Annotated in this window: 20 protein-coding genes; 12 read left to right on the forward strand and 8 right to left on the reverse strand. The window is 48.6% G+C overall.

From position 1 onward, the window contains the following. Positions 1-19 precede the first annotated feature (19 nt). Positions 20-568 (reverse strand): GNAT family N-acetyltransferase, encoded by a 549-nt coding sequence (locus ACE3K2_RS19985; RefSeq protein ID WP_253441402.1) that lies wholly within the window; start codon positions 566-568, stop codon positions 20-22. A 47-nt stretch (positions 569-615) separates the two neighbouring features. Beyond that, positions 616-873, reverse strand: coding sequence for a DUF2164 domain-containing protein (locus ACE3K2_RS19990; protein WP_091012850.1), 258 nt, complete (start codon positions 871-873; stop codon positions 616-618). Between the two features lie 264 nt (positions 874-1,137). Between ACE3K2_RS19990 and ACE3K2_RS19995 the strand changes: the two genes are divergently transcribed. Then, entirely contained in the window at positions 1,138-2,871 is a 1,734-nt protein-coding gene (locus ACE3K2_RS19995; RefSeq protein ID WP_421894102.1) for a glutamine--tRNA ligase/YqeY domain fusion protein, read from the forward strand. A gap of 707 nt (positions 2,872-3,578) precedes the next feature. On the opposite strand, the gene ACE3K2_RS20000 is transcribed toward ACE3K2_RS19995, so the two are convergent. Further along, on the reverse strand, positions 3,579-4,808 hold the full coding sequence (locus ACE3K2_RS20000) for an MFS transporter (protein WP_421894105.1): 1,230 nt from the start codon (positions 4,806-4,808) through the stop codon (positions 3,579-3,581). 126 nt (positions 4,809-4,934) lie between these two features. On the opposite strand from ACE3K2_RS20000, the gene mobA reads away from it, so the two are divergent. Next, positions 4,935-5,564, forward strand: coding sequence for a molybdenum cofactor guanylyltransferase (gene mobA, locus ACE3K2_RS20005; RefSeq protein WP_421894108.1), 630 nt, complete (start codon positions 4,935-4,937; stop codon positions 5,562-5,564). Here mobA and ACE3K2_RS20010 read toward each other — a convergent pair. Beyond that, entirely contained in the window at positions 5,534-6,505 is a 972-nt protein-coding gene (locus ACE3K2_RS20010) for an AraC family transcriptional regulator (protein ID WP_421894111.1), read from the reverse strand. The two genes, mobA and ACE3K2_RS20010, sit on opposite strands and share 31 nt — an antisense overlap. Before the next feature lie 248 nt (positions 6,506-6,753). Between ACE3K2_RS20010 and ACE3K2_RS20015 the strand changes: the two genes are divergently transcribed. The 6 genes from ACE3K2_RS20015 to ACE3K2_RS20040 all read left to right on the forward strand — a co-directional run bounded on the left by ACE3K2_RS20015 (position 6,754) and on the right by ACE3K2_RS20040 (position 15,275). Next, entirely contained in the window at positions 6,754-8,757 is a 2,004-nt protein-coding gene (locus tag ACE3K2_RS20015; protein ID WP_421894114.1) for a beta-galactosidase, read from the forward strand. Positions 8,758-9,063: 306 nt separating this feature from the next. Then, positions 9,064-10,854: a sensor histidine kinase gene (locus ACE3K2_RS20020; RefSeq protein WP_421894117.1), complete on the forward strand. Its 1,791-nt coding sequence runs from the start codon at positions 9,064-9,066 to the stop codon at positions 10,852-10,854. Next, positions 10,851-11,933 (forward strand): response regulator transcription factor, encoded by a 1,083-nt coding sequence (locus ACE3K2_RS20025; RefSeq protein WP_421894120.1) that lies wholly within the window; start codon positions 10,851-10,853, stop codon positions 11,931-11,933. The genes ACE3K2_RS20020 and ACE3K2_RS20025 overlap by 4 nt, the downstream gene beginning before the upstream one ends. A gap of 172 nt (positions 11,934-12,105) precedes the next feature. After that, positions 12,106-13,386 (forward strand): ABC transporter substrate-binding protein, encoded by a 1,281-nt coding sequence (locus ACE3K2_RS20030; protein ID WP_421894123.1) that lies wholly within the window; start codon positions 12,106-12,108, stop codon positions 13,384-13,386. A gap of 180 nt (positions 13,387-13,566) precedes the next feature. Further along, entirely contained in the window at positions 13,567-14,451 is an 885-nt protein-coding gene (locus tag ACE3K2_RS20035) for a carbohydrate ABC transporter permease (protein ID WP_124116573.1), read from the forward strand. Further along, positions 14,448-15,275 carry a carbohydrate ABC transporter permease gene (locus ACE3K2_RS20040; protein WP_421894126.1) on the forward strand — a complete coding sequence of 276 codons (828 nt, stop codon included), beginning with the start codon at positions 14,448-14,450 and terminating at the stop codon, positions 15,273-15,275. The genes ACE3K2_RS20035 and ACE3K2_RS20040 overlap by 4 nt, the downstream gene beginning before the upstream one ends. 88 nt (positions 15,276-15,363) lie before the next feature. On the opposite strand, the gene ACE3K2_RS20045 is transcribed toward ACE3K2_RS20040, so the two are convergent. Continuing rightward, positions 15,364-16,857 (reverse strand): PLP-dependent aminotransferase family protein, encoded by a 1,494-nt coding sequence (locus tag ACE3K2_RS20045; RefSeq protein ID WP_421894129.1) that lies wholly within the window; start codon positions 16,855-16,857, stop codon positions 15,364-15,366. A 135-nt stretch (positions 16,858-16,992) separates the two neighbouring features. On the opposite strand from ACE3K2_RS20045, the gene ACE3K2_RS20050 reads away from it, so the two are divergent. Continuing rightward, positions 16,993-17,601, forward strand: coding sequence for a LysE/ArgO family amino acid transporter (locus tag ACE3K2_RS20050; RefSeq protein ID WP_421894132.1), 609 nt, complete (start codon positions 16,993-16,995; stop codon positions 17,599-17,601). 197 nt (positions 17,602-17,798) lie between these two features. Here ACE3K2_RS20050 and ACE3K2_RS20055 read toward each other — a convergent pair whose 3' ends face one another. From ACE3K2_RS20055 to ACE3K2_RS20065, 3 genes are all read right to left on the reverse strand, one after another. Continuing rightward, positions 17,799-18,635 carry a methyl-accepting chemotaxis protein gene (locus ACE3K2_RS20055; protein WP_421894135.1) on the reverse strand — a complete coding sequence of 279 codons (837 nt, stop codon included), beginning with the start codon at positions 18,633-18,635 and terminating at the stop codon, positions 17,799-17,801. Between the two features lie 380 nt (positions 18,636-19,015). Then, positions 19,016-20,017: a GTP 3',8-cyclase MoaA gene (gene moaA / locus ACE3K2_RS20060; RefSeq protein ID WP_421894138.1), complete on the reverse strand. Its 1,002-nt coding sequence runs from the start codon at positions 20,015-20,017 to the stop codon at positions 19,016-19,018. A 119-nt stretch (positions 20,018-20,136) separates the two neighbouring features. Further along, complete coding sequence (locus ACE3K2_RS20065) at positions 20,137-22,362, reverse strand: methyl-accepting chemotaxis protein (RefSeq protein ID WP_421894141.1); 2,226 nt, start codon at positions 22,360-22,362, stop codon at positions 20,137-20,139. Between the two features lie 524 nt (positions 22,363-22,886). Between ACE3K2_RS20065 and ACE3K2_RS20070 the strand changes: the two genes are divergently transcribed. The 3 genes from ACE3K2_RS20070 to ACE3K2_RS20080 are packed head-to-tail and all read left to right on the forward strand — an operon-like array spanning position 22,887 to position 25,439. Next, positions 22,887-23,711, forward strand: a complete 825-nt coding sequence (locus ACE3K2_RS20070; protein WP_421894144.1) for an ABC transporter ATP-binding protein — start codon at positions 22,887-22,889, stop codon at positions 23,709-23,711. Next, complete coding sequence (locus ACE3K2_RS20075) at positions 23,683-24,504, forward strand: ABC transporter permease (protein ID WP_421894147.1); 822 nt, start codon at positions 23,683-23,685, stop codon at positions 24,502-24,504. Before ACE3K2_RS20070 ends, ACE3K2_RS20075 begins: the two co-directional genes overlap by 29 nt. Then, positions 24,501-25,439 carry an ABC transporter permease gene (locus tag ACE3K2_RS20080; protein WP_421894150.1) on the forward strand — a complete coding sequence of 313 codons (939 nt, stop codon included), beginning with the start codon at positions 24,501-24,503 and terminating at the stop codon, positions 25,437-25,439. Before ACE3K2_RS20075 ends, ACE3K2_RS20080 begins: the two co-directional genes overlap by 4 nt. Positions 25,440-25,452: the final 13 nt, after the last annotated feature.

The following is a 25,452-nucleotide window of genomic DNA, read 5'->3' on the forward strand; positions in this document are numbered from 1 at the left end:
GATTCATTATGTAGGCGAATTAACGCAAAAGTTCCCATTCATGCTGCAGCATGCCGTATACTGCATGGTTCACGTAACCTTTAGGCAGCTTCTCTGCCTGACGAATGACACCTTCCAGAACGAATCCGAGTCTCTCCGGGATGGCACGACTTCGTTTGTTGTTCGTTGCCGAGCGAATCTCGACGCGATTCAGATCCAGGGTCACCAGGGCATAATCGACCAGAACGCGACAAGCGCTTGTCATCAAGCCCTGACCCTCAAAACCTTTTCCAAGCCAGTATCCGATGCTCACCGAGCGGTTGGTCCAGTTAATCTCGTGGAATCCGATGATACCGGCAAGATCACCTTTTAACCACACGCCGGCAGTAAATCCACCATTTTCAGCACCTTGTTTTAATGCGTTAGTAATGAAGTTTGAGGTGTGTTCAACTTCTGTTACATGATCTACCCACGGTAACCAATGTCTCAGTTGATCCCGTGAACGATCCGTGAGTTCGAACAGCGGTTTGGTGTGTTCCATGGCCAGCGGCCGGAGTTCGGTATATTCATCCAATGAATAGGTAAACATGAATGCAACCTTCTTTCTTCATATAGTGTAGGTTTAGTTGTTTTGGATTAACGGGAAGTTTTGGGTAACTTTTGCTCCAGTGCAAACAGGTCTTCTTCCATCGAGGCCATGCGTTGATTAACCGTTGTGCGTGCGTCACGGAGTGCCTGATTATATATGTAGGGAGCGAGCTGTGTCATGAACAGGTCGAGGACACCCCAAGCGGCCAGATCACCCAGTTCTTCGCCACGTTCCTCTTCGAAATACGACTGGATGGTGCGAATGGCTTCATCCTGCTGTTCTTTGGTCAGTTTAAGCGAATTCAATGGAATGGGAAACCCTCCCTTTAATTTGTTTTTACTATCATGCTACATGATTCGAGCGAACCCGTCAAAATGGTTTTGGGCCTATTTATTCATGGCTGATCCTGACTTTGGTGCCTTCTTTATTGAACTCCTTCCCCGTTAAAGGTATATTTAAATGAAACGCGTACGAAACTTTCCAAGAAAATAGATTTTTTCAGGAAATGACTTCGTTATCAAGGAATTATAGCCGGAATTGCTGCAATTCCCGAAAGCTCCAATCCATTCATGAAAGGTTTGATACCTGTGGACAATCGTACAACCCCACCTAACTTTATCAAAAATATTATCACCGAAGATCTCCGGTCTGGGAAAGTCCAGGAAGTTATTACCCGTTTTCCTCCGGAACCGAACGGTTATCTGCATATTGGTCATGCCAAGGCGATCTGGATCAACTTTACGCTGGGCGGCGAATTTGGCGGCAAAACGAATCTGCGCTTTGATGACACGAACCCGGTCAAGGAAGATGTGGAATACGTTCAATCGATTCAGGAAGATGTGAAATGGCTCGGATACGAGTGGAACGAGAAACGTTTTGCCTCGGATTATTTTGATGAGATGTACAACCGTGCTGTCTTGTTGATTAAAAAAGGAAAAGCCTACATCGACGACCAAAGCGCCGACGAGATCCGTGCAATGCGCGGAACGCTGACGGAACCGGGCAAGAACAGCCCGTACCGTGATCGTTCGGTGGAAGAGAATCTCGACCTGTTCACACGTATGCGTGCAGGCGAATTCAAGAATGGAGAGAAAGTGCTGCGTGCCAAGATCGATATGTCTGCACCGAATATCAATCTGCGCGATCCGGTGATTTACCGGATTTCACATGCACACCATCATAACACCGGTGACAAATGGTGTATCTACCCGATGTACGCCTTCGCTCACCCGCTCGAAGATGCGATTGAAGGTGTAACGCACTCCCTTTGTTCGCTGGAGTTTGAGGATCAACGCCCATTCTACGATTGGGTTATTGCAGAATGTGAGATGGAGAGCCAACCGCGTCAATACGAATTTGGCCGCCTGAACCTGTCCCAGATGGTGACAAGCAAGCGGAAGTTGAAACTGCTCGTGGACGAAGGCCATGTGGATGGATGGGATGATCCTCGCATGCCAACAATTTCGGGTCTGCGCCGCCGGGGATATACACCGGAAGCCATTCGTGATTTCGTATTTGAGACAGGCATTTCGAAGAGCCAAGGGGTTATCGATCTGCAAACGCTGGAGCACTTTGTACGTGAAGACTTGAAACTGAAAGCTCCACGCACGATGGCTGTCCTGCACCCGCTCAAAGTGGTTATCACCAACTACCCGGAAGGGCAAGTGGAATGGCTTGAGGCAGAGAACAATGTGGAGAACCCGGAGATGGGTAATCGCCAAATTCCGTTCTCTCGTGAGATTTATATCGAACAAGACGATTTCATGGAAGATCCGCCGAATAAATACTTCCGGTTGTTCCCTGGCAACGAAGTTCGTCTGAAACATGCATACTTTATCAAATGTAACGATGTAATCAAGGATGCAGAAGGCAATGTGACTGAGATTCATTGTACCTATGATGTAGAGACGAAGAGCGGTAGTGGCTTCACAGGCCGTAAAGTTAAAGGTACAATCCACTGGGTAGAAGCGACTCAAGCGGTACCTGCTGAATTCCGTCTGTATGAGCCTTTGATCCTGGATGAAGCACCAGAAGCTGAGGTTGAAGTGGCTGTAGCTGGGGCTGAAACGGAGGTTGTGGAAGAGCAACCGGAGAAAACGTTCCTGGATCAATTGAACCCGAACTCCCTTGAGGTTGTTCACGGGTATGTGGAACAAGAGATGAAGGAAGCGAACGCTCAGGACAAGTTCCAATTCTTCCGTCACGGTTACTTCAGTGTAGATCCGAAACATTCCGAGCCAGGACGTCCGGTATTTAACCGGGTCGTATCCCTGAAAAGCTCATTCCAACTGCCGAAGGCATAAGGTTAATGCACGAAGCTAAGGAACTTAAGGCCTGTTTGTCATAGTGCTGATAAACAGACAAGTGATAAGTTAAAGTAAGGGCATCCTTCGTCATGATTATGGCGAAGGATGCCCTTTTGTTATTTTGGAAATAGTCAGGTTAGTTTTAGACTGAGCATATAATGCGGCATGAACATGAACAGAACCCTTAGAATGTGAGGGCCCTGTGCGGCAAGATTCTAACGAATCGAGGACTCGCTATTCAAGCGTATCTGGGCATTTCAGAAACGTAGCGAATCGTAGACACCTTATTTCCTCATTTGGCTGGTCTTTTGTGGTTTCTAACATCTTTTATGAAAAATAAGGTGGCTGAGGTTCTTTAGCTTTTGAATTACGTAGAATTGCTGCAAATAAGGAGTCTAAGGTTCGTTAGGTGCAACAAGCCTTAGACTCCTTTCTCTTTACTACTACTACTATCCATAATCTTTTGTTTGAATGTTTGAACGTTAATTTACACGATAACGGAGAGGACAGAAATAACCTGAAGAAGCGGAGCGTTCGCCTAAAAGCTTTCTGAAAGAAAGCTACATCGGAAGCATACGCTTATCCCCGGATTTTACCCTTAAAAAAGGGAATCAAAAAATGCGGGGATAACAGCGATCGGAAGGGTATTCTGTCATCGTAGTGCTCTTGTGTAAATCGATCTCTCAACTCTTTCTAACAAAAGATTATCTGTCCTCATCCATATTGCCCATCTCCGTCAACACAACCGGCTGATAGCCGTTACGGCGGTTCGATAACCACATGATGCTAAATCCAACTGCGCCGATGAGCGAGAAGAATACGCCGATGCTATACATGATTTCCGCGCCGAAGCTCTGGAACAACCAGCCGCCAAACAGACCGGCAATCACGCCGGAGAGACCACCCCAGGCCATCGTATACACCGCTTGACCGGAGGAACGATAAGGTCTTGGAATGAACAGCATGGTCAGCTGTGTACCCACATAGAAGTATCCGCCGAACGTAATGGAGTGCATCAGCTGAATGAATACAATCTCCATCGGATTGGTGGCCAGCGCCATGAGCTGCCAGCGAAGTGCAAATAGCAGACTGATCAAGATGAGAGATGCCAAGAGCATGCTCATTTTGCGCTTGAGTAAGCGGTCGAGCAGCAGGAATACACCGACTTCGAGAATGGAAGAGGTGAAGATGGCCCAGCCCACCATCTGTTTGTCGCCACCCATCTCTACGATATATAGCGACATAAATGTACTGTTCATCGCATTGGGCACCGACACGAGTACACCCAGGCCGATAAATGTCATAAAATACGGATTGAACATGACTTTGCCAAACCGCCGAAAAGTAACTACGGGTGTATCCGAAGCGATCGGCTGTCTGGGCAGAAATACGGATAACACAAAGGCGATGGCAATCATGCACGCAAAGATAATGGATACACTGCCAATGCCAAATCGGTCAATGAGCGGTCCGGCAGCGACGGCAGTCAGCGCCCAACCGAGTGAACCCCAGAGCCGGAATGATCCAAATTTCTGGGTTGTGCCATCGATATATCCGAGAATGAGGCTATTGGTTTGAGCAAATAATGGACTTTGAAAAAAATAAAAGAAAATCATGGCTACATAGATCCATGTATAACTTGGCGCATAGAACACACCCTGGGCGAGCACAAATGTGCCTCCCATCATGATCATCAGAATGATACGAATATTGCGGGATTTATCGCTCCAGAAACCCCAGAACGGGTTGGCGAACAAGGATACAAAGGGTCCAATTGCCATCAGACTGCCAATCTCCAGTTTGGTCATGCCAATCTCTTGCAGATAGAGCTGCAGGAATCCGGCAAAAATCGAGATGGCTCCATATATGAAAAAGTTATATAGTTTCAGAGATCCCAATGAGGGATTACCTTTTGAAGGTACAGGTCTGTCCAATTAAGCCATTCCTTTCAAATGCATATTGTTCAATGTATCATTTGTTGAAAGGGGATTCAATCTATAGAAAAAGTTGATCGATTGATATAGTAAGCCTACATCGTTACCGGGAGGGAGCAAGACATCATGAACACGAGAGAATGGACAGGCATCATACTGGCAGGAGGTTTATCCAGCCGTATGGGAACCAACAAGGCCATGCTGGAACTGGACGGTTCCGTCGTACTTCAACATGTTACAGAAGCCATGAGACCCGCAGTATCCCGTATCATCGTGGCTGGTGGACCCAACGTGACAACCTACAGCGATATGGGCTACGACTGCGTCCAGGATCACTATCCGGGAAAGGGACCACTCGCGGGCATTCATGCGGCACTGAAAGCTTCGGACACAGACTGGAATCTGGTGTGCGCCTGCGACATGCCGCTCCTGCAAACGTCCTTTTTGGATGGCTTAAAAAAACTGGCCGAGATAAATGACACTTATTCTGCTATCGTTCCACGCGTGGATGGACATGTCCACCCTCTTGCAGGGGCTTACCACAAGCGAGTGCTCCCTAATCTGGAGCAGCAGCTGAACCACGATCATCTTCGAGTCATGCGATGGCTAGAAGAGATCGGTTGCTGTTATGTCGAAGTGGAAGAGCTTGAGAGAGCAGGTGTTCATCATGCAGTGATGCAAATGAGTAATATGAACACGCCGGAAGAGTATGAACGTATACGTAATCAAGATTCTGGACTTGATTCAGATCTGTAGGATACAGGATCACCTGATGCGTCTGCATGATGATGGCGATATTGAAGCGGGCTTTGGCCTGTCCAACGTTTGAATTGTCTGCTGAAATGGGACAGGTGGGTGTAGCCGAGCTTCCATGCAATTTCACCGAGCGACAGCTCTGGCTGTTCGATTAGTACCTTGGCCTCCTGCAACTTCAAGCTGGACAGGTAAGCCCTGGGTGATCGCCCATACACCTTGCGAAATACCTGCAAACCATATCCCGGACTGATGCCAAACGAGGATATAATCTGCTCCACTTTGACCGTGGATACACTGCTTTCCTTGGTTCGAAGCTGGGCATGAAAGGCCTGCTTGATCGCCTCCGCTATAGCTCCTGCATAATGCATCGCTGTTGGGGCTGGTGCATGTGAAGCAGCAACGGATGTGGTGGACTCCGGTTCATGGTCAGCGGCTTGGGACAACAGAGCAAACAGTTCAAACATGCGTGCCTGCATGATTATTTTGTCAGTAGACGTGTAGGCCTCGGATACGTTAATCATCCCCATCCAGCTCTCCAGCACAACGCGCATCTTCCGGTTATCCTCCGTCCCTGCTGCGTAGATTTGGCTATGCTGAGACATCAGCTTCAAGGTAAAGACCGGATCATCCACATTAAAATGAGCGCTAAAATAAGTCATGCCTTCCGGGGATACACATTGATTCGTATGTTTGAATCCGGGAGGAATGAGAAGAATGGAACCTTCCTCTACGGTATAGGTATAACCATGAATCACACTTTCTTGCGTACCTTCGATGATCAACATAATCTCAAAGCCCGGATGTGATTCCTCCGGCATCGCCCATCCATATGGAACTTGTTGGCTGTGCGCACCATAGAATTTGATGTTACAGTCGATAATAGGCAGCCAATGAGCCAGCGTATGGTGAGGCATTTCTCGGAGCTGTGATCGGATGTCCATAACATTCACCTCGGAAAAGGGTAAAAACAACTCGCCTTGTACAATCGGCACCTTTAGTATACTTCATTATAATCAGTTTAACGCAAGCATGGATCATGCATGGGATGTATCAACGTTTGAAGGGGTTACTGAACGATCCCGGTTTTTTAACCGATAATATTGTAAACGCTACCATTATGGATTGGAATATGTCAACTCGTGCACACATCAAGATCATTATATTTTACCGACAAAAAGGAGATTACATCATGGACAGATTATTATATGGCGTAGCCTATTATGATGAATATATGCCTTACGAAAGATTGGACAAGGACATTCAGATGATGAAGGATGCAGGGATCAACGTGGTCCGCATTGCAGAATCAACCTGGAGTACTCATGAACCGCAGAATGGCGTATTTGACTTCTCTTCCGTAGACCGTGTACTGGATGCCATGCATGAGGCGGGGATTCAGGTTATCGTAGGAACACCAACGTATGCTGTTCCAACGTGGATGGTTAAGGAACATCCGGACGTGCTGGCTACCACCGCACAGGGACCTGGTAAATATGGTGCAAGACAGATCATGGATATTACACACCCAACCTATCTATTCTATGCCGAGCGGATCATCCGTAAGCTGATCTCTCGGGTAAGCACACACCCAGCGGTCATCGGTTATCAGACGGATAACGAGACGAAACATTACAATACGGCCGGAGATAATGTACAATTGCAATTTGTCAAATATATGCGGAACAAGTTCAGCTCCCTGGACGAGTTGAACAAGGAATTTGGCCTCGACTACTGGAGCAATCGAATCAATAGCTGGGAGGACTTCCCGTCTGTGGTGGGAACGATCAACGGCAGTCTGGGCGCAGAGTTTGCCAAGTTCCAGCGACAGCTGGTAACCAACTTTCTGGCTTGGCAAGTGGGGATCGTGAATGAATACAAACAGGAAGGACAGTTTGTAACCCAGAACTTTGACTTTGACTGGCGTGGATATTCCTACGGTATTCAAGGGGATGTGGACCATTTTGCCGCTTCGAAACCTTTTGACATCACGAGTGTGGACATCTATCATCCTTCCCAGGATGATCTGACGGGCATTGAGATTTCATTCGGCGGGGATGTGGCGCGTTCGACCAAACAATCGAATTATCTTGTACTGGAGACCGAAGCGCAGGCGTTCTGGCATTGGGTTCCCTATCCGGGGCAGCTTCGATTGCAGGCATTCAGTCATCTGGCATCAGGTGCGAACATGGTCGCCTACTGGCACTGGCATTCATTGCACAATTCGTTTGAGACCTATTGGAAAGGATTGCTTAGTCATGACTTCGAACCAAATCCGGTGTACAACGAAGCAAAGACCATTGGCAGGGATTTTGCCCGTCTCAGTCCAAAGCTCGTGAATCTGAAGAAAACGAATCGGGTGGCTGTGCTGTTCAGCAATGAGGCGTTGACATCGATCAAGTGGTTTGGCTTTAACTTCACCAGTGACAAGAATTACAATGACGTGGTGCGCTGGATGTACGATGAATTGTACAAAATGAATATTGGATGTGACCTGATCGACCCATCTGTTGAAAGTTATGCGGAGTATGATGTGCTTGTTGTACCTGCTCTGTATGCAGCTTCGGATGCGTTGTTGGAAAAATTAAATCAATTCGTACAGGATGGCGGACATATCGTTTACTCGTTCAAAAGTGGATTCGCAAATGAGCATATCAAGGTACGCTCTACCCGCCAGCCCGGCCTGATCAGTGAGGCATGCGGGATCAGCTATAACCTTTTTGTAGAGCCAAAACATGTCTCGCTGCGGGATGATCCATTTGGAGTTGGTCAGGAGCAGAACCAGATTCACACCTGGATGGAACTGATTACACCAACAACGGCTGAAGTACTCGCTTGGTATGATCATCCACATTGGGGTGAATATGCGGCAATTACCCAGAATGCCTATGGAAAAGGCAAAGCAACCTATGTCGGCTGTTATACCAGTTCTGCGGTGATCCGACAGGTGTTGGAACGTGTCATGAACGATGCAGGCGTATGGGGAGCTGATCAGGAACTGGCTTTTCCGATTATTGTGAAGACTGGTGTGAACGATCAGGGGAACACGATTCGCTACTATTTCAATTACGCGGATGAGTCAACATCCTTCGTGAATACCTATGGGGAAGGGACCGAACTTCTGGCAGGAACCCTGATTGCTTCTGGAGAGAAGATCGAACTGGAGCCATGGGGCATACGGATTATTGAACAATAATAGGAAATAATAAATATAGGTATATAAGTTGAATTTTACAAGTACACGTTAACGGAGAGGGCAGAAATAACCTGAAGAAGCGGAGCGTTCGCCTTTATCACCGGATTTTCCCCTTAGAAAGGGAATCAAAAAAATCCGGTGATAACAGCGATCAGAGGGTTGTTCTGACCGCGTAGTGATCTCGTGTAACCATTCATTCTGTTGTATAACGTGATATTTAACATTTCCAAACGAATATAAAGACCAAAGCGCCCTCGGCTTCCATGCTGGGGCGTTTGTCTATTTTAGCTCAGGAGTGGATGCGCTGTGTTTACCGAATGTTATCGGAAGCTGACAGACCCTTTCAAACGCAGCATTCGCAATAAATTGATTCTTACCATGACGCTACTGGCTGTTCTGCCCGTCATTGCCATGACCGCTATGGCAGCCGAGAATACCCGCTCTTCCATGGAAGAGGAGATTATGGAGACCAACCGGGCCAATATGAACTGGGCCTCCATCTATCTGGGTGAACAGTTCGCTCGCATGAACAATATTATCTATTCCATTCAGATCAGTGACGAATTGCATCAATATCTGGCGTTGAACCAGGAAGCGCCGGCCGCCAGTCGATTCGATGAACAGAAGGCCATGTTCAATATGCTGAACAGTGTATACTATTCGGCTGGCAATTATGTATTTGGCGTTGAATTGTATCTGAAGGAATTGGACACCCTGTTCACCTTCAACTCCATGGATTCTCGCATCATAGCGGTATCGGAAATACCGGAAGGATATCATGAGCTTTTTGCACAACATAAAGATTTTACGATTATTAATGATCCGGACGATCCGCAGAAGTTTCACATGACCCGCAGTATGAACCGCTTCGAGGATCAGGCACAGATCGGCGCCATCAGTCTGGAGGTCAAGTGGGCTGAGTTTAATCAGACCCTGGAGCTGCTGGATAGCCGGGGAGACTATGCGGTATACATTGCTGATAGCGCGGGCATTCCGGTCTATCAACCAAACCATGAGATTCAGCCGTCGGCGGAAGCAATGGAGAAATTGGCAAGTACGAAAGAAAGTTCAGGTTTCATCCGTACAGCCAAGGAATACGTATTCTTTCATTCCATTGAGCCGTCAGGACTGCGTGTGATCAAAATTGTACCTGCCCATGTCATTAATGAAAGTGCCTTGGAAACGATGAAATACGGATTGGTTGTAGGTGGCCTGGCAACCCTCATATCTATTGGAATCGCTGCGCTCGTGGCTTGGCGTACATCGAAGCCCATTGTCAGACTGGCGAATTCCATGAAGGGTATCCAGTTAATTAAGGACAGGGAAGTGGTTCGAAGCGGTCGGGTGGATGAGATTGGCCTGCTGGAGAAAAATCTGCACGGCATGGCTAGTCGTATTCGGGAACATATTCGCGACAATTACCTGATGAATCTGGAGAAGCAGACGGCGGAGCTCAAAGCACTGCAATCCCAGATCCATCCGCATTTCCTGCAAAATACGTTGCAGATGATTGGCGGCATGGTCTACTCGCAAAAACCGGCAGACAGTTATAAAGTCATTCGAGCCTTAAGCGAGATGTTTCGTTATATTGTGCGAGCACCGGATGGACTTGTCCCTTTAAAGTCTGAACTCGATCAGTTGGAACATTATATGCTCATTCAGAAGCAGCGTTTTGGCGGCAAGCTTGAATATACACTGGAGATTACCGGAGAACTTCGGGAGTGTTATATTCCCAAGTTGTCTTTGCAACCCATTGTGGAGAATGCATTTTTGCATGGTCTGGAGAAGAAACAGGGCGAGTGGAAGCTGGGCATTGAGGTTGTCTGTGAACCTGGAGATGTAACCATTCGAATTCGTGATAACGGCGTGGGTATGGATGCTGAGAAACTAACGGAGATGCAATCCAGACTGGTACGGATCACCCGGCAGGCAGATCGGGTATGGAGTTCAGGTACAAGTATTGGACTGGTCAATGCGGCCTCACGAATGGTCATGCATTTTGGACCTGAATATGGGATGAGCATGGAAAGTGAATATGGACAGGGGACGAGCGTTACGGTACGAATTCCCTGCAATACAGGAGGCGAAGCCTTGTGAACAAGGAATTGTACAGAGTGCTGCTGGTGGACGATGAACCGTGGAACCGGGATATTTTACGCAACTTGGGAGATTGGAATGAACTTGGCATGACCGTTGCAGGTGAGGCAGAAGACGGTGAGCAGGCCATACAACTGATCAAGCAGCATCAGCCTCATATTATCATTACGGATATGCGTATGCCCGGCACAGACGGTGTGGAACTGCTACAGACGCTGAGCGGACAGTATCCACAGATCAAGGTGATCGTGGTGAGCGGGTATGATGACTTCAATTATGCAAAACATGCGATCCGTCATCGGGCTGCAGATTATCTGCTCAAACCGGTGAATCCGGATGAACTGAACGGTGTGCTGGCCAAATGTGCAAGAGAATTGGAAAAGGTTGAATCTGCGCCTGAATCATGGGAGGCATACCCCTCTTCGTTCGCTAGTGAATTCTCCCTGTTCCAACAGCAGGCCCGTCTTAGGTTTAATGACCTGAACGGGCAGAGTCTGCGTGAATGGTTCCAGCAGTTGCAGCAGAAGCTGGAACGCAGCGAGATTAACAGACCCCGGCAGCTTGGACGAGTAGCCTATGAATTACAGGCTTTGCTGGATGAACTCTGTGTCTCCAATGGATTGTACGAGCGGGGCGAGACAACGGTTTTACCCCCTTCAACGGCGCTGGCTTCCATAGAATCCACAATTGCCTGGATATCCGCCCCGTACTACCAGGCTTTGGAGCAACTGATTGCGCAGCGCAAGTTCAAGAACAAGCTGAATCTGAATGAGGTGAAACAATACATTGAGCAGCACTGTATGGAGATGATCACGCTGGAGCAGCTCGCCCAGATCTTTTTTGTCAGCAAGGAATACCTCAGCAAGGTCTTCAAGAAAGAGTACGATGTGAACGTGACCGACTATGTTGTCCAATTACGTATGACGAGAGCGAAAGAGTGGGTAATGGACGAACAGATTCCATTTAAGCATATTGCCGAGATGGCGGGTTATGAAGATGTGTCCTACTTCTATCGGGTATTCAAGAAACATTTCGGAGTTTCCCCAGGGGAGATGAGAAAGGGACAACCTCGTATGTGAGGCAATTCAGACAGGAGCACGGAATAAGCCGTTCGAGAGAGCATTTGCGGCTGGATTAAGGTTTAAAATAATCCAATACACAAGTCTAATTTTGTCCAATGAAGCGCTTTCATTTTCTGATATATAATGAGCCTATGAAAGACAAACCAGTCACACCGGGAGGTCATAAGAGATGAAAGTATGGAAAAGCGTAGCAAGTGCGGTACTGGTCAGTGTTCTGCTCGCAGGTTGCGGCTCCAATGCAGGAACGGACAATGGGCAGGAGGAATCTGCATCAGGCAGCACGGTGTCACTCAAAGTATTCATTGCACAACCTCGGCTGAAAGAACATTACGATAAATATATAGAACAGTTCAAAGCCAAGGAGAAAGCAGAGAAAAATATTGAGGTGAACGTGCAACTGGAGATGCCGCCAGCGGACAATGCACCGCAGATTCTGAAGACAAGACTCGCCTCCAATGATGCACCGGATGTGTTCGCCCTGCATGCAGTCAATGAGATCCCACCATTCAGTAAAGCCGGTTATCTGGAAGACCTGTCGAGCCAACCTTTTGTCGATAAGTTGCTGGATTCGGTTAAACCTTCCGTAACGGATGCAGGGGGCAAAGTTGTGGCTGTTCCTTTGGAAACGTTATCATGGGGCTATCTGTACAATAAAGATATTTTCGAGGAGCAAGGGCTGGAAGTACCAACGACGTTAACGGAGATGAAAGCGGTCGTGGAGAAACTGAAAGCAGCCAACATCACACCATTTGAACTGTCCTACAAAGAATCCTGGATTCCGCAATTATTCCTGCCACTCACCGTTGGGGCATTAACACAGTCGGAGCACAAAGACTTCATCGACAAGATGAATCAGGATCAAGGCTCCTTCTCGGATATGAAAGCGTTGTTCGACGTTTTTGATCTGGTCAATGCAAATGGAACGGACAAAGCGCTGGAAGTGGGCGGAGATGATGGTTCAGCAGCCTTCGCTTCAGGAAACGCCGCCATGTGGATTCAGGGACCATGGTTTGCCGAAACCATTCTGAAGTCCAACCCGGACTTGAACTTCGGTGTAGCACCAATGCCGATCAATGACAATCCGGATGATACCAAAATCAATCTGAGTACTTCTACTTCATTGGCCGTATCGTCATCCAGCAAGAACAAAGAAGTGGCACTCGATTTCGTGAACTACATTCTCGATGACAAGGATTCAAGTGCATTCTACGAAGCACTCAAGTTTAATCCGGTTGCCAAGATCCATGACTTCAAGAGCTTCCCATGGGTAGACGATGCCCAGAAATATGTGAGTGAAGGTAAAGCCTATCAGGACCCATCCATCCCGCAAGCGGTGAAAGACGAATCGGGTAAAGCGTTGCAAGGCTACTACTCGGGGCAATTAAATCAACAGCAGGTTATCGATGCACTCGACAAAGCGTGGAAATCGTACAACAAAGTCAACAAGTAAGGAGTTGCGAGGAATGTAGTACCCGCTTTTGTTGGCAAAATCCCAACGGTTTTGGGGTTTTGTCAACAAACTGGCGGTACTTTATTTCGTCGCAGTCTCCAAGCAGATGATACGGCAGGCAGAACGTTCTTCGTTCCCTCGTTTACGATCATCCGCTTCGAGTGAAAAGGGGGAGAACCAATGGCTACGAATGTGTTCAAGAAGTATCTGTCACTGCTTGCGTTCACTGCGCCTGCCTTTGTCATCTATGCGATTTTCCTGCTGTACCCTACGTTTAGCGGCATGTTCTACAGTCTGACGGATTGGAACGGGCTTAACCGGGATTACAGCTTTATCGGTCTGGGCAACTTCGTTGAGTTGTTCAAAGAAGATCCGGACTTTCTGAACTCTCTGTGGTTCACAATGAAATATGTAATATTTATGCTCATTCTGCAAAATGGAATTGCCTTGCTGCTTGCCGTGTTGATTGAATCACGGACGCGCAGCAAAGGGCTATTTCGGACCCTGTTCTTCATGCCTAATATGATCAGTACGATCATCAGTGCCTTCATGTGGACCTTCATCTTCTCTCAGGTGCTGCCACAGCTCGCACAGAAACTGGCCATCTCTTTCCTGGATCAGCAATGGCTGGGTGATCCGAAGTTTTCATTTTACTCCATTCTGATCGTATCGCTCTGGAACGGTGTGGGGTATATGATGATCATCTATCTGGCCGCTCTTCAGGGTGTGCCAAAAAGTCTCAAGGAAGCAGCTGTTATTGATGGGGCCAACGCATTCCAGGTACTGCGCAATGTGGTGTTGCCGATGATTACTCATGCGGTGACGATCTGTTTCTTCCTGACGCTGAACGGAGCATTTAAAGTGTTCGAAGTGGTGTATGGACTGACTGGTGGTGGACCGGGCCGGGCGACGCAGGTTATCACGATGAATATCTATGAAGAAGCATTCTCCAACAACTTCAGATACGGTTATGCAAGTGCCAAATCGGTTGTGCTGTTCATTATCGTACTCATCTTCACACTCATCCAGATCACCGTCATGAAGAAGAAAGAGGTGGAAGCATGAGGATGCAACGACTGAACAGTTATCTGATTCGACTGCTGCTGATGCTGGGTTCTCTTGTAGCCATGCTGCCGATCTACATGGCGGTGGTGAACTCTTTCAAAACACAAGGTGAGATGTTCCAATCCTTTATCGCGCTGCCGACGACGCTTCACTGGGAGAATTATTCGGACGCGTTTAATAAAATCAATCTGTTGGGCAGTTCGATGAACTCAGCGATTGTATCCTTTCTGGGGATCGGTGGTATCGTCTTCTGTGCCTCACTGGCGGGATACAAGCTGTCACGTACCTCTGGTCGATTGAGCAACCTGATCTTCTTCCTGTTTGTCGCATCCATGCTGGTGCCGTTCCATTCGATCATGATTCCACTGACACGGGTAGCCAAAGGCATGGGTGTACAAGGAAGTACGTACGGATTGGCCTTGATCTATATCGGGCTTGGTGTGAACATGGCCATCTTCCTCTATCACGGGTTTGTGAAGTCCATCCCGCGGGAATTGGAGGAATCGGCTCAGATTGATGGATGTAATGAGTTCCAGACGTTCTTCCAGATTATCTTCCCGCTTTTGCTTCCGATCACAGTCACCATCGCGATTCTGGACTTCCTGTGGATCTGGAATGACTTCTTGTTGCCACTGCTCATGTTGACCGATGTGAATCGTTATACGCTGATTCTGTCGACAAACATGCTGTTTGGTGAATATAACAAGGAATGGCCGTTGATTCTGTCCTCCCTGGTACTGACTGCGATTCCGGTTATTCTGATCTATGCTTTCTTCCAGAAGTTTATCATGGAGGGGATTGCAGAGGGTGCTGTAAAAGGGTAAAACATACAAATAGCCTTGATCTAAAGGACATAGTCCTTTCAGGTCAAGGCTATTTTTTGGTTGTGAAGTCTTGAGCCAGTATTTGAAATCAGGAGCCAGAATCCATGAGCTTGTGTACAGCCTCTACGAGGCATTGTAGTCCACGCTCCATCTCATCAGGGGCAGCGTAGGCGTATGACAGCCGAATATGACTCGCATCCAGCCGGTCATACAGATAGCCCGGGTGGATAAGCACATTCTGCTCCAGACAGGTATGGAACAACTGTCGGATGGAAAGAGGTTCAACCGTGAATCGAAGCCAGATGTAAAAGCCGCCAGCAGGTATGTTCCATTCCGCAATTCCCTGGAAGTGACGTTGAAGCAACTCCAGCATAATGTCTCTGCGTCTGCGTAACTCAGGGCGAAGGCGCTCCATATGTTCTGCATGATGTCCTTCTGCGAACCACATGGCCGCGGCTTCTTGCGCGAGTGAGCTTGTACCATAATCGGTCTGCATCTTGATATCTGCGAGTCGGCGAATGACCGGCTCTGGCCCGACCAGCCATCCGAGGCGCAGCCCGGGACTGACGGCCTTTGACAGGGTGCCCATATGCAGCACACGTCCTTCCTGGTCACGCGCTTTTAGCGATGACGGAGGAGGTTTATCCAGCCACAGATCACTATAGGCGGCATCCTCCAGTATGGAGATGCCCATTGTTCGAGCGGTGGTCATCAGTTCTTCCCGGCGGTGATCACTCATCACAGATCCGGTGGGATTGTGAAAGCTCGGGATCGTATAGAGAAGCGAGATGTGGTCTTGATCTTTTACAAGCTGAGCTGCATCTTCCAGACGTGAAATGTGTAGACCTTCGTCATCCATCGGGATACCACTCATTTTCAACCCTGCCGATTGAAAGGCGTGAATCGAATAGAGATACGATGGTTTTTCCAGCAGAACGGCTGATCCGCGAGGGAGAAGTCCGACCGAAATCAAGTGCAGGGCCTGAAGAGAGCCGGATACAATCAGTATGGAATCTGGAGAAGCCTGAATGCCAATTGTCTGCAAATGGACGGACAAAGCCTCACGAAGCTCCAGGCTTCCTTGAGGTTCCAGGTAGTTCAGTGTACGAGAACGAAGGGACAGTGAGCGCAGAATGTCATTAAAAGCATCGTGAGGCATCAGCTCTGGGGCAAGCTCCCCTGTACCAAGACGGATGATGCCGGGCCTGAATTCAGCCTGATTAATCTGCTGAATCTCGGGCAGGTTGGGATAATACCAGCCCTCCTCGATGGCTTCATTCCAGTTGGGCATTGCTCCATGAGCCATGCCATGCCAACCGGAACCGGAAATATAAGTTCCTCCGCCATGTCTGCCTTCAAGCAGACCCGCGGCGGCCAGATTATCAAGGGCAGTAACCAGTGTACTGCGGTTCACCCCCATGGACTCAGCCCATGTTCGTTGTGAGGGGAGACGGTAGCCTGTCGACCATTCACCTGTTGTGATTTTCTGGCGGATATAGGCTTCAATCTGGCGATATAAAGGCAGGTCGGAAGAAGGATTCGGCTTCCAACTCATATATAGTCGTGAATCAGAACGTTCCATGACAGGCAGAATCACCTCCGTTTGTCTGTGTAACCAACACTATATCATTTGGTTGGGTGTGATGCCATCCAAGTGGTTGGTTACGCCAGCCCTCATCTGTCCTACTATGGATTACAGAGAGAAGGGGGAAGAACGATGGAGGTTGTTATTCACGCCATGATTCTGGCGTTTGGTCTGATCTTGCCGCTGGGTGTGCAGAATGTATTTATTTTTAATCAGGGCATGAGCCAGAGACATTATATACATGCACTGCCTGCTGTTATAACGGCAGGGGTCAGTGATACGTTGTTAATCGGGGCAGCCGTTGGAGGGGTGTCGCTTATTTTGCTGCAATGGCCAGTGCTGGTGAATGTGTTGTATGCCGCAGGAAGTTTGTTTTTACTGTATATGGCATGGAGTATCTGGAGGTCGTCCGAATCTGTGGAAGGTCCGCAGACGGTTATGTCAGCGGGGCGACAGATTGCGTTCGCTGCATCGGTATCTCTACTCAATCCCCATGCGCTGCTGGACACGGTTGCCGTGATTGGCACCAGTTCACTTCAGTATGAAGGGGTGGAGCGTATTTATTTTGCCCTGACAGCCGCAGTTGTGTCATGGGTATGGTTCTTTGGACTTGCAGGTGCGGGCAGAGTAATTGGGAGAACGGATCGAACTGGACGTATCAGTCTGGTGTTCAATCGATTGTCCGCTGTGGTCATGGTCGGGCTGGCGTGTATGATGCTGTGGAAGCTTATCGCTGAATAGAAGACTGTGGTGTGGCTCATCTTGTAAAAATAAAGAAACTCCCTATGACGTTAATCGCGGGAGTTCAATGTGAGTGTTAATCTGGAAATTGCATGGCCTGTTGATCCAGTTATGGAGTCCGAGTTGGAATATGTAGTGATCGATAATGCATCGGGATTATTCAATATCTGGACGACCATCTGAGTCATCGTACGAATTTATTCTGCCTTCAGCAGCATGGATTCAATAAACAATTTCAGATCACGGCTTACACTGTTCAACTGATCAATGACCTCGCTGAACTCGGTTACTAGTACAGCCTGTTGGTTGCTGGACTGTGAGATGGAGGTGATCTCTTGTTGCATCTGCTGGATGGAATGCTGAACATCCTTCAAGGAACGTTCGATATTCACTGTAGCTTCTTTAGTGCCCGTAGAAAGTTTACGCACTTCAGATGCAACAACGCTGAATCCGGCGCCTGCTTCGCCTGCTCGAGCGGCTTCAATAGCTGCGTTCAGGCCCAGCAGATTGGTCTGTTCCGAGATTTCACGGATGAATGCGGCGACTTTGTTCACTTCGCCAGAGTTCTGCACAGCCATGCGGGTATTATCCAAAATCTGCGTGGAAGAGGCTGTCAATTCCTCAGATTGGGCAGCTACCGTCTGTACCATATCTGTTAATTTTCCGCTAATACCACCGATCAAATCAGTGAAGTACTCCAGTTTTTCCTCATTCTGAAGAGAGAAACCAATGGCAAGTGTACCCACAATATTTCCTTGCTCATCCCGAAGAGGGGTGGCCGCCGAGTTAATTGAAGTGCCATAAAATTTCGCATCAATACGGTTCGCTGAAGTTTCTCCATTTATAAGTGCCCGACGGAGTGTAGGGTCATCTAGGGAAACGGGGTCTCCTGCCTTGATGCCCAGATCAAGCTCGTTGCTGGGAACGTAATACCAGAACTTCTCCGTGTCAGTTACTGCAATCATGATATCGTGTTCTTTGAGCATAATTTTAAAATACGGACTCGCTGCAACGAGTGCTTCAACAATGTTCAATAATATTCAGCTCCTATAGTGTATGTATGCATATCATCTGGATGTATCGTATATACATCGTCAGAATTATCGGAATCTTGAAGACCCAACAAGGGCAATAAGGTATATTAATTAAGTTTGTAACAAATGAGACATGAGAATTGATGACTTTCAGGAATTTATGAAAACATAACGAAAAAGCAGGCGAGAACAATCAAGTTCTCGTCTGCTTTGCTATCCACTTATTCTGTGCAATGCTCCATGTTTCGTGATCCATGCTGATTTACATAAGGGTTCACCCCGCCAGCGTTACCTCATCCGTTGTGCAAAGCGTCGATCTGACGGTACAGGTATGTACCCGTACGCAGGAATGCGCGGCTAATTTATATTGCTTACGGTTGCTAACCGCCAATCTGGGACATACGTCGTACAGTCGGCGTATGAGATTGCATTTTTTGTTCCAAAGCCAGAGCCATCTCATGGTTCTTTGGTTTCGTACCCAGTGCTTTGAGGAAGAGTGCCGCCATGGCATCCGGATCATCCACGAAGCGACGAACATTATACTCATCCGACCAGTAGAGGCAGGCTTTGATATGTCCGTCAGCGGTCAGCCGAAGTCGGTTGCAATTGTCACAGAAATGATCACTCACGGGATGAATCAATCCAAATGTGCCTTCAGAGCCCACAATTTTCATATTGCGTGATGGGCCATTGCCCGCAGGGCCTGCTGTATTTTCTACCGTCCAGCCCGCTTCAGCGCATACATCTGTCACGGCTTCCAGTGGCAAATAAGATTTGCGCCATGAATCCGAAGCCTGTCCAATTGGCATATATTCAATAAAGCGCACATGAAGAGGTTGGTCAATCGTCATGGCAATAAAATCCTTGATCTCATCATCGTTAATGCCCTTCATCAGCACGACATTTAGCTTGATCGGAGCAAGGCCAGCGGCTGTTGCAGCTTCAATGCCTTTCAGTACCTTATTCACATCTCCGCCGCGGGTAATCATGGAGAAGCGATCAGCGCGCAGGGAGTCCAGACTGATGTTAATCCGGTTCAATCCAGCATCTTTCAACGCCTGAGCTTGCTTATCCAGTAGAAGAGCGTTGGTCGTCAGTGCAATATCATCAATCCCGTCAATCGCCGAGATCATGCCGACAAGCTTGTGCAGATCCTTGCGTACCAGCGGTTCGCCCCCAGTGAGCCGAACTTTGCGCATGCCCATCGGGGCAAGTACCATCAATACCTGTGCAATCTCTTCGTAGCTCATAATTTCATCATGTGGAGCAAACTCCATGCCCTCCGCGGGCATGCAATACACACAGCGTAAATTACAGCGGTCCGTAACAGAAATACGGATGTAGTCATGTATCCGGCCAAATGAATCCTGAAGCAGTTCCATGCAGACCACCCTTTCATCGGTTCAGATTGGAAATCTTCTATTATAAATGATACGACAATTTCAAAAGGAACAGTTGCATCAAATTTTAGCTATTTCTCCAATCCGCGTCAACGATAACGTCAGATGACAGCATTTTTGGCGGGATGATTCAGATGGAATTGCCCCACAACTTGTTGCAGGAAGACGGTAATAGCTTCCACGTTTTGCGACGAATGCTGAACTTGCAGCATATCACGAATCAGCTCCATCATCTCGGCCTCCACCTCAGCGGAAGTAGCCCGGTTTTGGTGGCTGATTGCAGCAATATTCTCCATCAGCATGACCACCTGATCCACGACTTGTGTGCGCTCGGTTTCTTCAGCGGTAGCATTTTGCAAAAGTTGCGAAGCGGCCTGAACCAGTGTTGTTCCTTCAGCCAGTACCTGATCTCCCTCTGTAATTAACTGGGACGCAGCTCCTGCTGCTGTTGAGATTCGGTCCAGAATCTGATGAATATTTTCCGTGGAAGAGCGGGATAAATCGGCCAGCTTACGGATTTCCCCCGCCACAACCGAGAATCCTTGGCCGTGTTCGCCCACGCGTGCAGCCTCAATCGTAGCATTCAGAGCCAGCAGGTTGGTCTGAGCTGAGATTTCATCAATGACAGCCAGGGCACGATAGATCTCTTTCATCGTATCCATGAAGGACAGGATCGTACGGTTAGTATCGGATACCGCTCCTGAGATTTGGGTCATTTTATCCCCGATTCGTTCCACTTCCTGCTGGGCGACACCGATCTGTTCGGTTGCAGAGGTCTCCAGTTGTTGTAGCGTTATGCGCATGTGATCGGCTGCGATCTTGGCCTCATCGAGATCTTCCAGTTGGGTGCGAATGGCCTGAATCATCGAACCCAGCTTGTGGTTCACGCGCTCAGTCGTGCCTTGAGTTGTCTCTGTAGAAGTGCGCATCTGATACTGGTTGTCCATAACGTCTACCGTGGCGAGTTGTACCTTCAGCATGATGCCTTCCAGAGAGTCAATCATGTTGTTGATCCACTTCGCCAGTTCACCCGATTCGTCTTGGGCAAAAGCAGACGTGTCCAGGCGCTGGGTCAGATCACCCCTGCCTTCGGCGTTAATTCGAATAAATCGGCTTATTCGACGCAAGTCTTCATGAACCCGTCGATATTGGCTGCGATGCAGCTGTAATGCAGTGAAAAATCCGAATAACATATTAAAAGCCGCCATTGCTGCCGCACTCCACCCACTACCAGTGAGGGCATAGACGAGCGCGGCTCCTGCAAGACCTGACAAGATCGTGAAGAAACTGTGCTGTTTGAACTGGCGCCAGCCGATGCTTCGTATCCGATACACTTCCTCCAGATCCCCTTCACACATCATGCCCCAGCGATCGGGACAGTGAGGTAGCTGGAAGGTGATCCCTTTACCGATCACAGAAATATGGCGATAATCCGAATAGCCGGGAAAGGCAACAAACAGATTGGAACCATTCTGAATGGTGTTAGCTACACCGGGGTGCAGTTCTCCGGTCGACGGATCAGTGAACATGAGTTCCAGCTCGGTATGTTCCTTAACGGAAACAATACCCCAATCGGTGGTGACACCATCTTCCAGATTTTCCCCATGCGTAAACGTACGGTCTTCGAAGCGACTTCGGGATAAGGCGGTGCCGGGTTGCAGATGGGGCCGTAATATCGACTCAGCCATAAAGAGATAGTTGTCACCCGAATCGGGATAGATGTGGCCTGATTCCCGTTGAATCAGGTCACCGAGGACATCCCCGGGAACACGGCTGCATAATGAACCAACATATCGACCTTCCTGTAGAATGGGGTTGATAAACAGCAAGGTGACATCATCGTGAAAAGCGGACGAGCGTGGACCAATATCCAGCGTCAGTGGATCGGAATAAGGCCCATACAAACACTTTCTGCCATGACGATCTGCTCTGGAGTATTTCAATCCTGGTCCAATCAATGCTTCGTGATTTTCATAGTTCTGTCCAACGTGTTTCTTATATGTAGAGAATACCACCTGATTCTGTTCGTTCAGCATGAATAGCTCCGTACTGTCAACGGCTCGAATATAACTGGATTGAAACCATGCATCTAGTTTGCTTCGTTGTTGTGAACCTTCTAATACCTCTTGGAATTGAACCGACTGTATCTGTTGAAGCAATCGATCCAGGTGATTCCATTGTTCATCTGCCCAATCCATCATAAGCTGCCGCCGCGTTTCGGCAATACCTTCAAAAATCTGTTCTACATCTTCCTTTATATGTGCGTTCAACCGATACGATCGCCACAGCGGCAATCCTTTTCTCCATCCCAGCCAATCAAACATCATAACCACCCCGATTTCTGGATTTGAAAGCTTCGTTTTACTGATCTTTGGATAGACCTATCTATGTGGTTTTCAACGTGATATATGACAAAAGGAAGCCAGCCCGCGCAGTGATTGATCCGGAATAGTGATAACGCCTTCATCATTCGGGAGCTATGACTCACGTGGAGGTGGAAGTCCTTGTACGTCTATTCAATCTTTATACAAGAAAATGAACAAGAATACGAGAGCATATGTCATATTTTCCGAATATTCATTCAATAAATACAAATAATCGTGCGCTTGTTGTTAGGTGAAATGCATGTTAGCTGTATACGAAGGAAACTCACATGGATGTATCTGAGAATGGGTCTCATTTTACATTGTGTAACATGAACAGGCCCATACTCAAAACACACTGTATAATGTAATCCCCGCCCAAAGCGATATAGTATTATCTAACAAGCAAAACCTGTTACGTCGTGTATATAAACCTCCCATTCAGCCTTGGTGTGCAATGAAAATAACTTCCACAAAGGAGAATGCCCATGTCCTCCGCATCCTCAGCCACAGTTCCCGAAGCCTGCCATATTGATGTAGATCATGTGTCCGTTGTCTTTGGCACAGGAACACAACAAGTCACTGCCTTGTCGGATGTTACATTCCAGATCCAGTCCAATGAGTTTGTCTCCCTACTGGGCCCTTCCGGCTGTGGCAAGTCGACCTTGCTCCGGCTGGTGGGTGACCTGCTTCAGCCCACCTCAGGCACCGTTCGTATTTCAGGTCAGGAACCTGAACGGGCTCGGTTACAGCGACAGTTCGGCATCGTCTTTCAGACACCAGCCCTGTTCGATTGGCGCACCGTTCGTCACAATGTGGAATTGCCGTTGGAGCTGCTCGGCACCCGCCGGAAGGAGTGTCGCCGCATTAGCGGTGAGCTGCTTGAAATGGTAGGGCTAACCCGCTTCGCCGACCATTATCCATGGCAGCTCAGTGGAGGCATGCAGCAACGGGTATCCATTGCGCGAGCCCTTGCGCTTGATCCGCCATTGCTGCTTATGGATGAACCCTTCTCGGCTCTGGACGAATTCACCAAAGAAAAGCTGCAATTGGAGCTGCTTGAGATCAAGCGCTCGACAGGCAAGACCTTCCTCTTTGTTACACACAGCATCCCCGAAGCGGTATTTCTGTCCGACCGGATCATCGTACTCTCGGCGCATCCGGGGCAGGTGCATTCCATTCATTCCGTCAATCTGCCTTCCGAACGTCATGGTGAACTGAGAGAAACCGAAGCCTTCTACCACATGATCACGACTATTCGCAATTGCTTCTACGAGGAGCGTGATGAATCCCATGTCCCTGCGGTTCTTTAAACCGGGATATCGATCCTGGGTCGCCATATGGATTATAGCCGTACTGGTGCTGTGGGAAGCAATCGCCTGGATGCTGCAACTGTTCCTGTCACCCCAGCAGGCGGCGTCTCGCCTTCCTTATCTGCATGATGTCCTTGCAGCCTTGTTTCGTTACTCGGGTACGCTGGCAGAGCAGGGGGCTGTCACCTTTGGCAATGCCGCCATTGGTTTTACAGGGGGAACGCTGCTCGGCCTGGGTCTGGCTCTGCTCATGAGCGCGGCTGTCTGGCTGGAGCGCACATTATCGCCATATGTAGTCTCCTCACAGATGGTTCCGGTTATTGGTCTTGCACCCATTGTGTACGGCATTATCCACAACGCGGAGTGGGCCCGAATTGTCATGGCGGCGTATGTAACCTTCTTCCCGATCATTATCCATACGTTAAAAGGATTAAAAAGTGCAGCACCAGAGCATCTGGAGCTGATGCGTTCCTGTGGAGCTTCGTGGACTGCACGATATATCAAATGTCTGTTGCCCTCAGCACTTCCGGGATTATTTTCAGGTATGAAAATAGCTGCTCCGCTGGCGGTGACCTCCTCCATCGTTGTGGAATTGATGGGTGCCCCTGACGGACTCGGTGTCCTGATGGTTAGTTCGTTATATTACGGCCATGCCCAAGTGGGCATGTTCTGGGCCACCATCATGCTTAGCATTGGCATTGGCCTGATCTCGTATCTGGTCATCAGTCTGGCCGAACGTTGGCTGACCCCCTGGCAGCCTGAATTCAGGGCCAAAGGAGGCGATGGCACGTGAGTGAAGGGAGAGTGATGCAGCGGAAGCGGGACGAAGGTGTGGCAATTGCTGCGATCAATGGCGCGGCTGCACCCCTCACGGGTTCACAGATGACCTCTGCTCCCGAAACGGAAATTCATGGACATCCGGGACAAGCCGGAAAGGCCAGACTGGGCACCCGTGTTCGTGGGCGTTCGATTGTACTGAACCTGCTTCCCTGGGGTGCAGGGGCGATGTTTCTCGCTCTCTGGCAGCTCAGATTGTTTCATTGGATATTCTCGCTGGAAAGCTACCAACTGCCTGTGCCTTCCGCGATTGCGATATCCATTCAGGACAATGCCAATATGCTCTTTCGTTATGCGATGTACAGCGGAACGGAAATGATGGGTGGTTTCCTGCTGGGTTCCCTGTTAGGCGCTCTGGCGGCCGCGGGTGCGTCTTTCTTTCCAACAAGCGGCAAGGCGGCGGTTACCGTTCTGTCTGCATTGAACGCCGTTCCGATTGTGGCCCTTGCCCCAATTATGAACAATTGGTTCGGTGACGGAATCTGGTCACGTATTGCAGTCATCACCGTTATTACGATGGCGGCTATGGCGGTCAGTCTGTTCAAGGGGTTGACCTCGATTCAGCCGCAGTACAGTGATCTGCTGAGTGGCCTTGCCGCGAGCAGGATGCAGTTTTTTTGGAAGCTGAGACTGCCTCACGCCATACCCTCCCTCTTTGCAGGTCTGAAAATCAACATGTCGACCAGTATTATCGGGGCCATTGTGGGTGAATTTTTCATCGCTTCCCAGGGACTGGGGTACTTGCTCTCAGATCAGATTCGACTGGCAAATATGCCTTTGGCCTGGTCCTGTATTGTCATCGCCGCCGTGCTTGGCATTGTGCTGTATGAAGCTGTTGTCCTGGCAGAAAAGCGACTCATTCCTTGGAATCGTGCACGCACAGATCCATAACGTACATCAGGAT

It is taken from the genome of Paenibacillus sp., assembly GCF_048976745.1.
GTDB lineage: Bacteria > Bacillota > Bacilli > Paenibacillales > Paenibacillaceae > Paenibacillus.

Coding starts and splice junctions, on each gene's coding strand:
- mobA (WP_421894108.1), top strand. CDS start 4,935: ATGAACACGAGAGAATGGACAGGCATCATACTGGCAGGAGGTTTATCC.
- ACE3K2_RS20015 (WP_421894114.1), top strand. CDS start 6,754: ATGGACAGATTATTATATGGCGTAGCCTATTATGATGAATATATGCCT.
- ACE3K2_RS20070 (WP_421894144.1), top strand. CDS start 22,887: ATGTCCTCCGCATCCTCAGCCACAGTTCCCGAAGCCTGCCATATTGAT.
- ACE3K2_RS20035 (WP_124116573.1), top strand. CDS start 13,567: ATGGCTACGAATGTGTTCAAGAAGTATCTGTCACTGCTTGCGTTCACT.
- ACE3K2_RS20075 (WP_421894147.1), top strand. CDS start 23,683: ATGAATCCCATGTCCCTGCGGTTCTTTAAACCGGGATATCGATCCTGG.
- ACE3K2_RS20050 (WP_421894132.1), top strand. CDS start 16,993: ATGGAGGTTGTTATTCACGCCATGATTCTGGCGTTTGGTCTGATCTTG.
- ACE3K2_RS19985 (WP_253441402.1), bottom strand. CDS start 568: ATGTTTACCTATTCATTGGATGAATATACCGAACTCCGGCCGCTGGCC.
- ACE3K2_RS20010 (WP_421894111.1), bottom strand. CDS start 6,505: ATGGACATCCGATCACAGCTCCGAGAAATGCCTCACCATACGCTGGCT.
- moaA (WP_421894138.1), bottom strand. CDS start 20,017: ATGGAACTGCTTCAGGATTCATTTGGCCGGATACATGACTACATCCGT.
- ACE3K2_RS20045 (WP_421894129.1), bottom strand. CDS start 16,857: ATGGAACGTTCTGATTCACGACTATATATGAGTTGGAAGCCGAATCCT.
- ACE3K2_RS20040 (WP_421894126.1), top strand. CDS start 14,448: ATGAGGATGCAACGACTGAACAGTTATCTGATTCGACTGCTGCTGATG.
- ACE3K2_RS20030 (WP_421894123.1), top strand. CDS start 12,106: ATGAAAGTATGGAAAAGCGTAGCAAGTGCGGTACTGGTCAGTGTTCTG.
- ACE3K2_RS20065 (WP_421894141.1), bottom strand. CDS start 22,362: ATGATGTTTGATTGGCTGGGATGGAGAAAAGGATTGCCGCTGTGGCGA.
- ACE3K2_RS19995 (WP_421894102.1), top strand. CDS start 1,138: ATGAAAGGTTTGATACCTGTGGACAATCGTACAACCCCACCTAACTTT.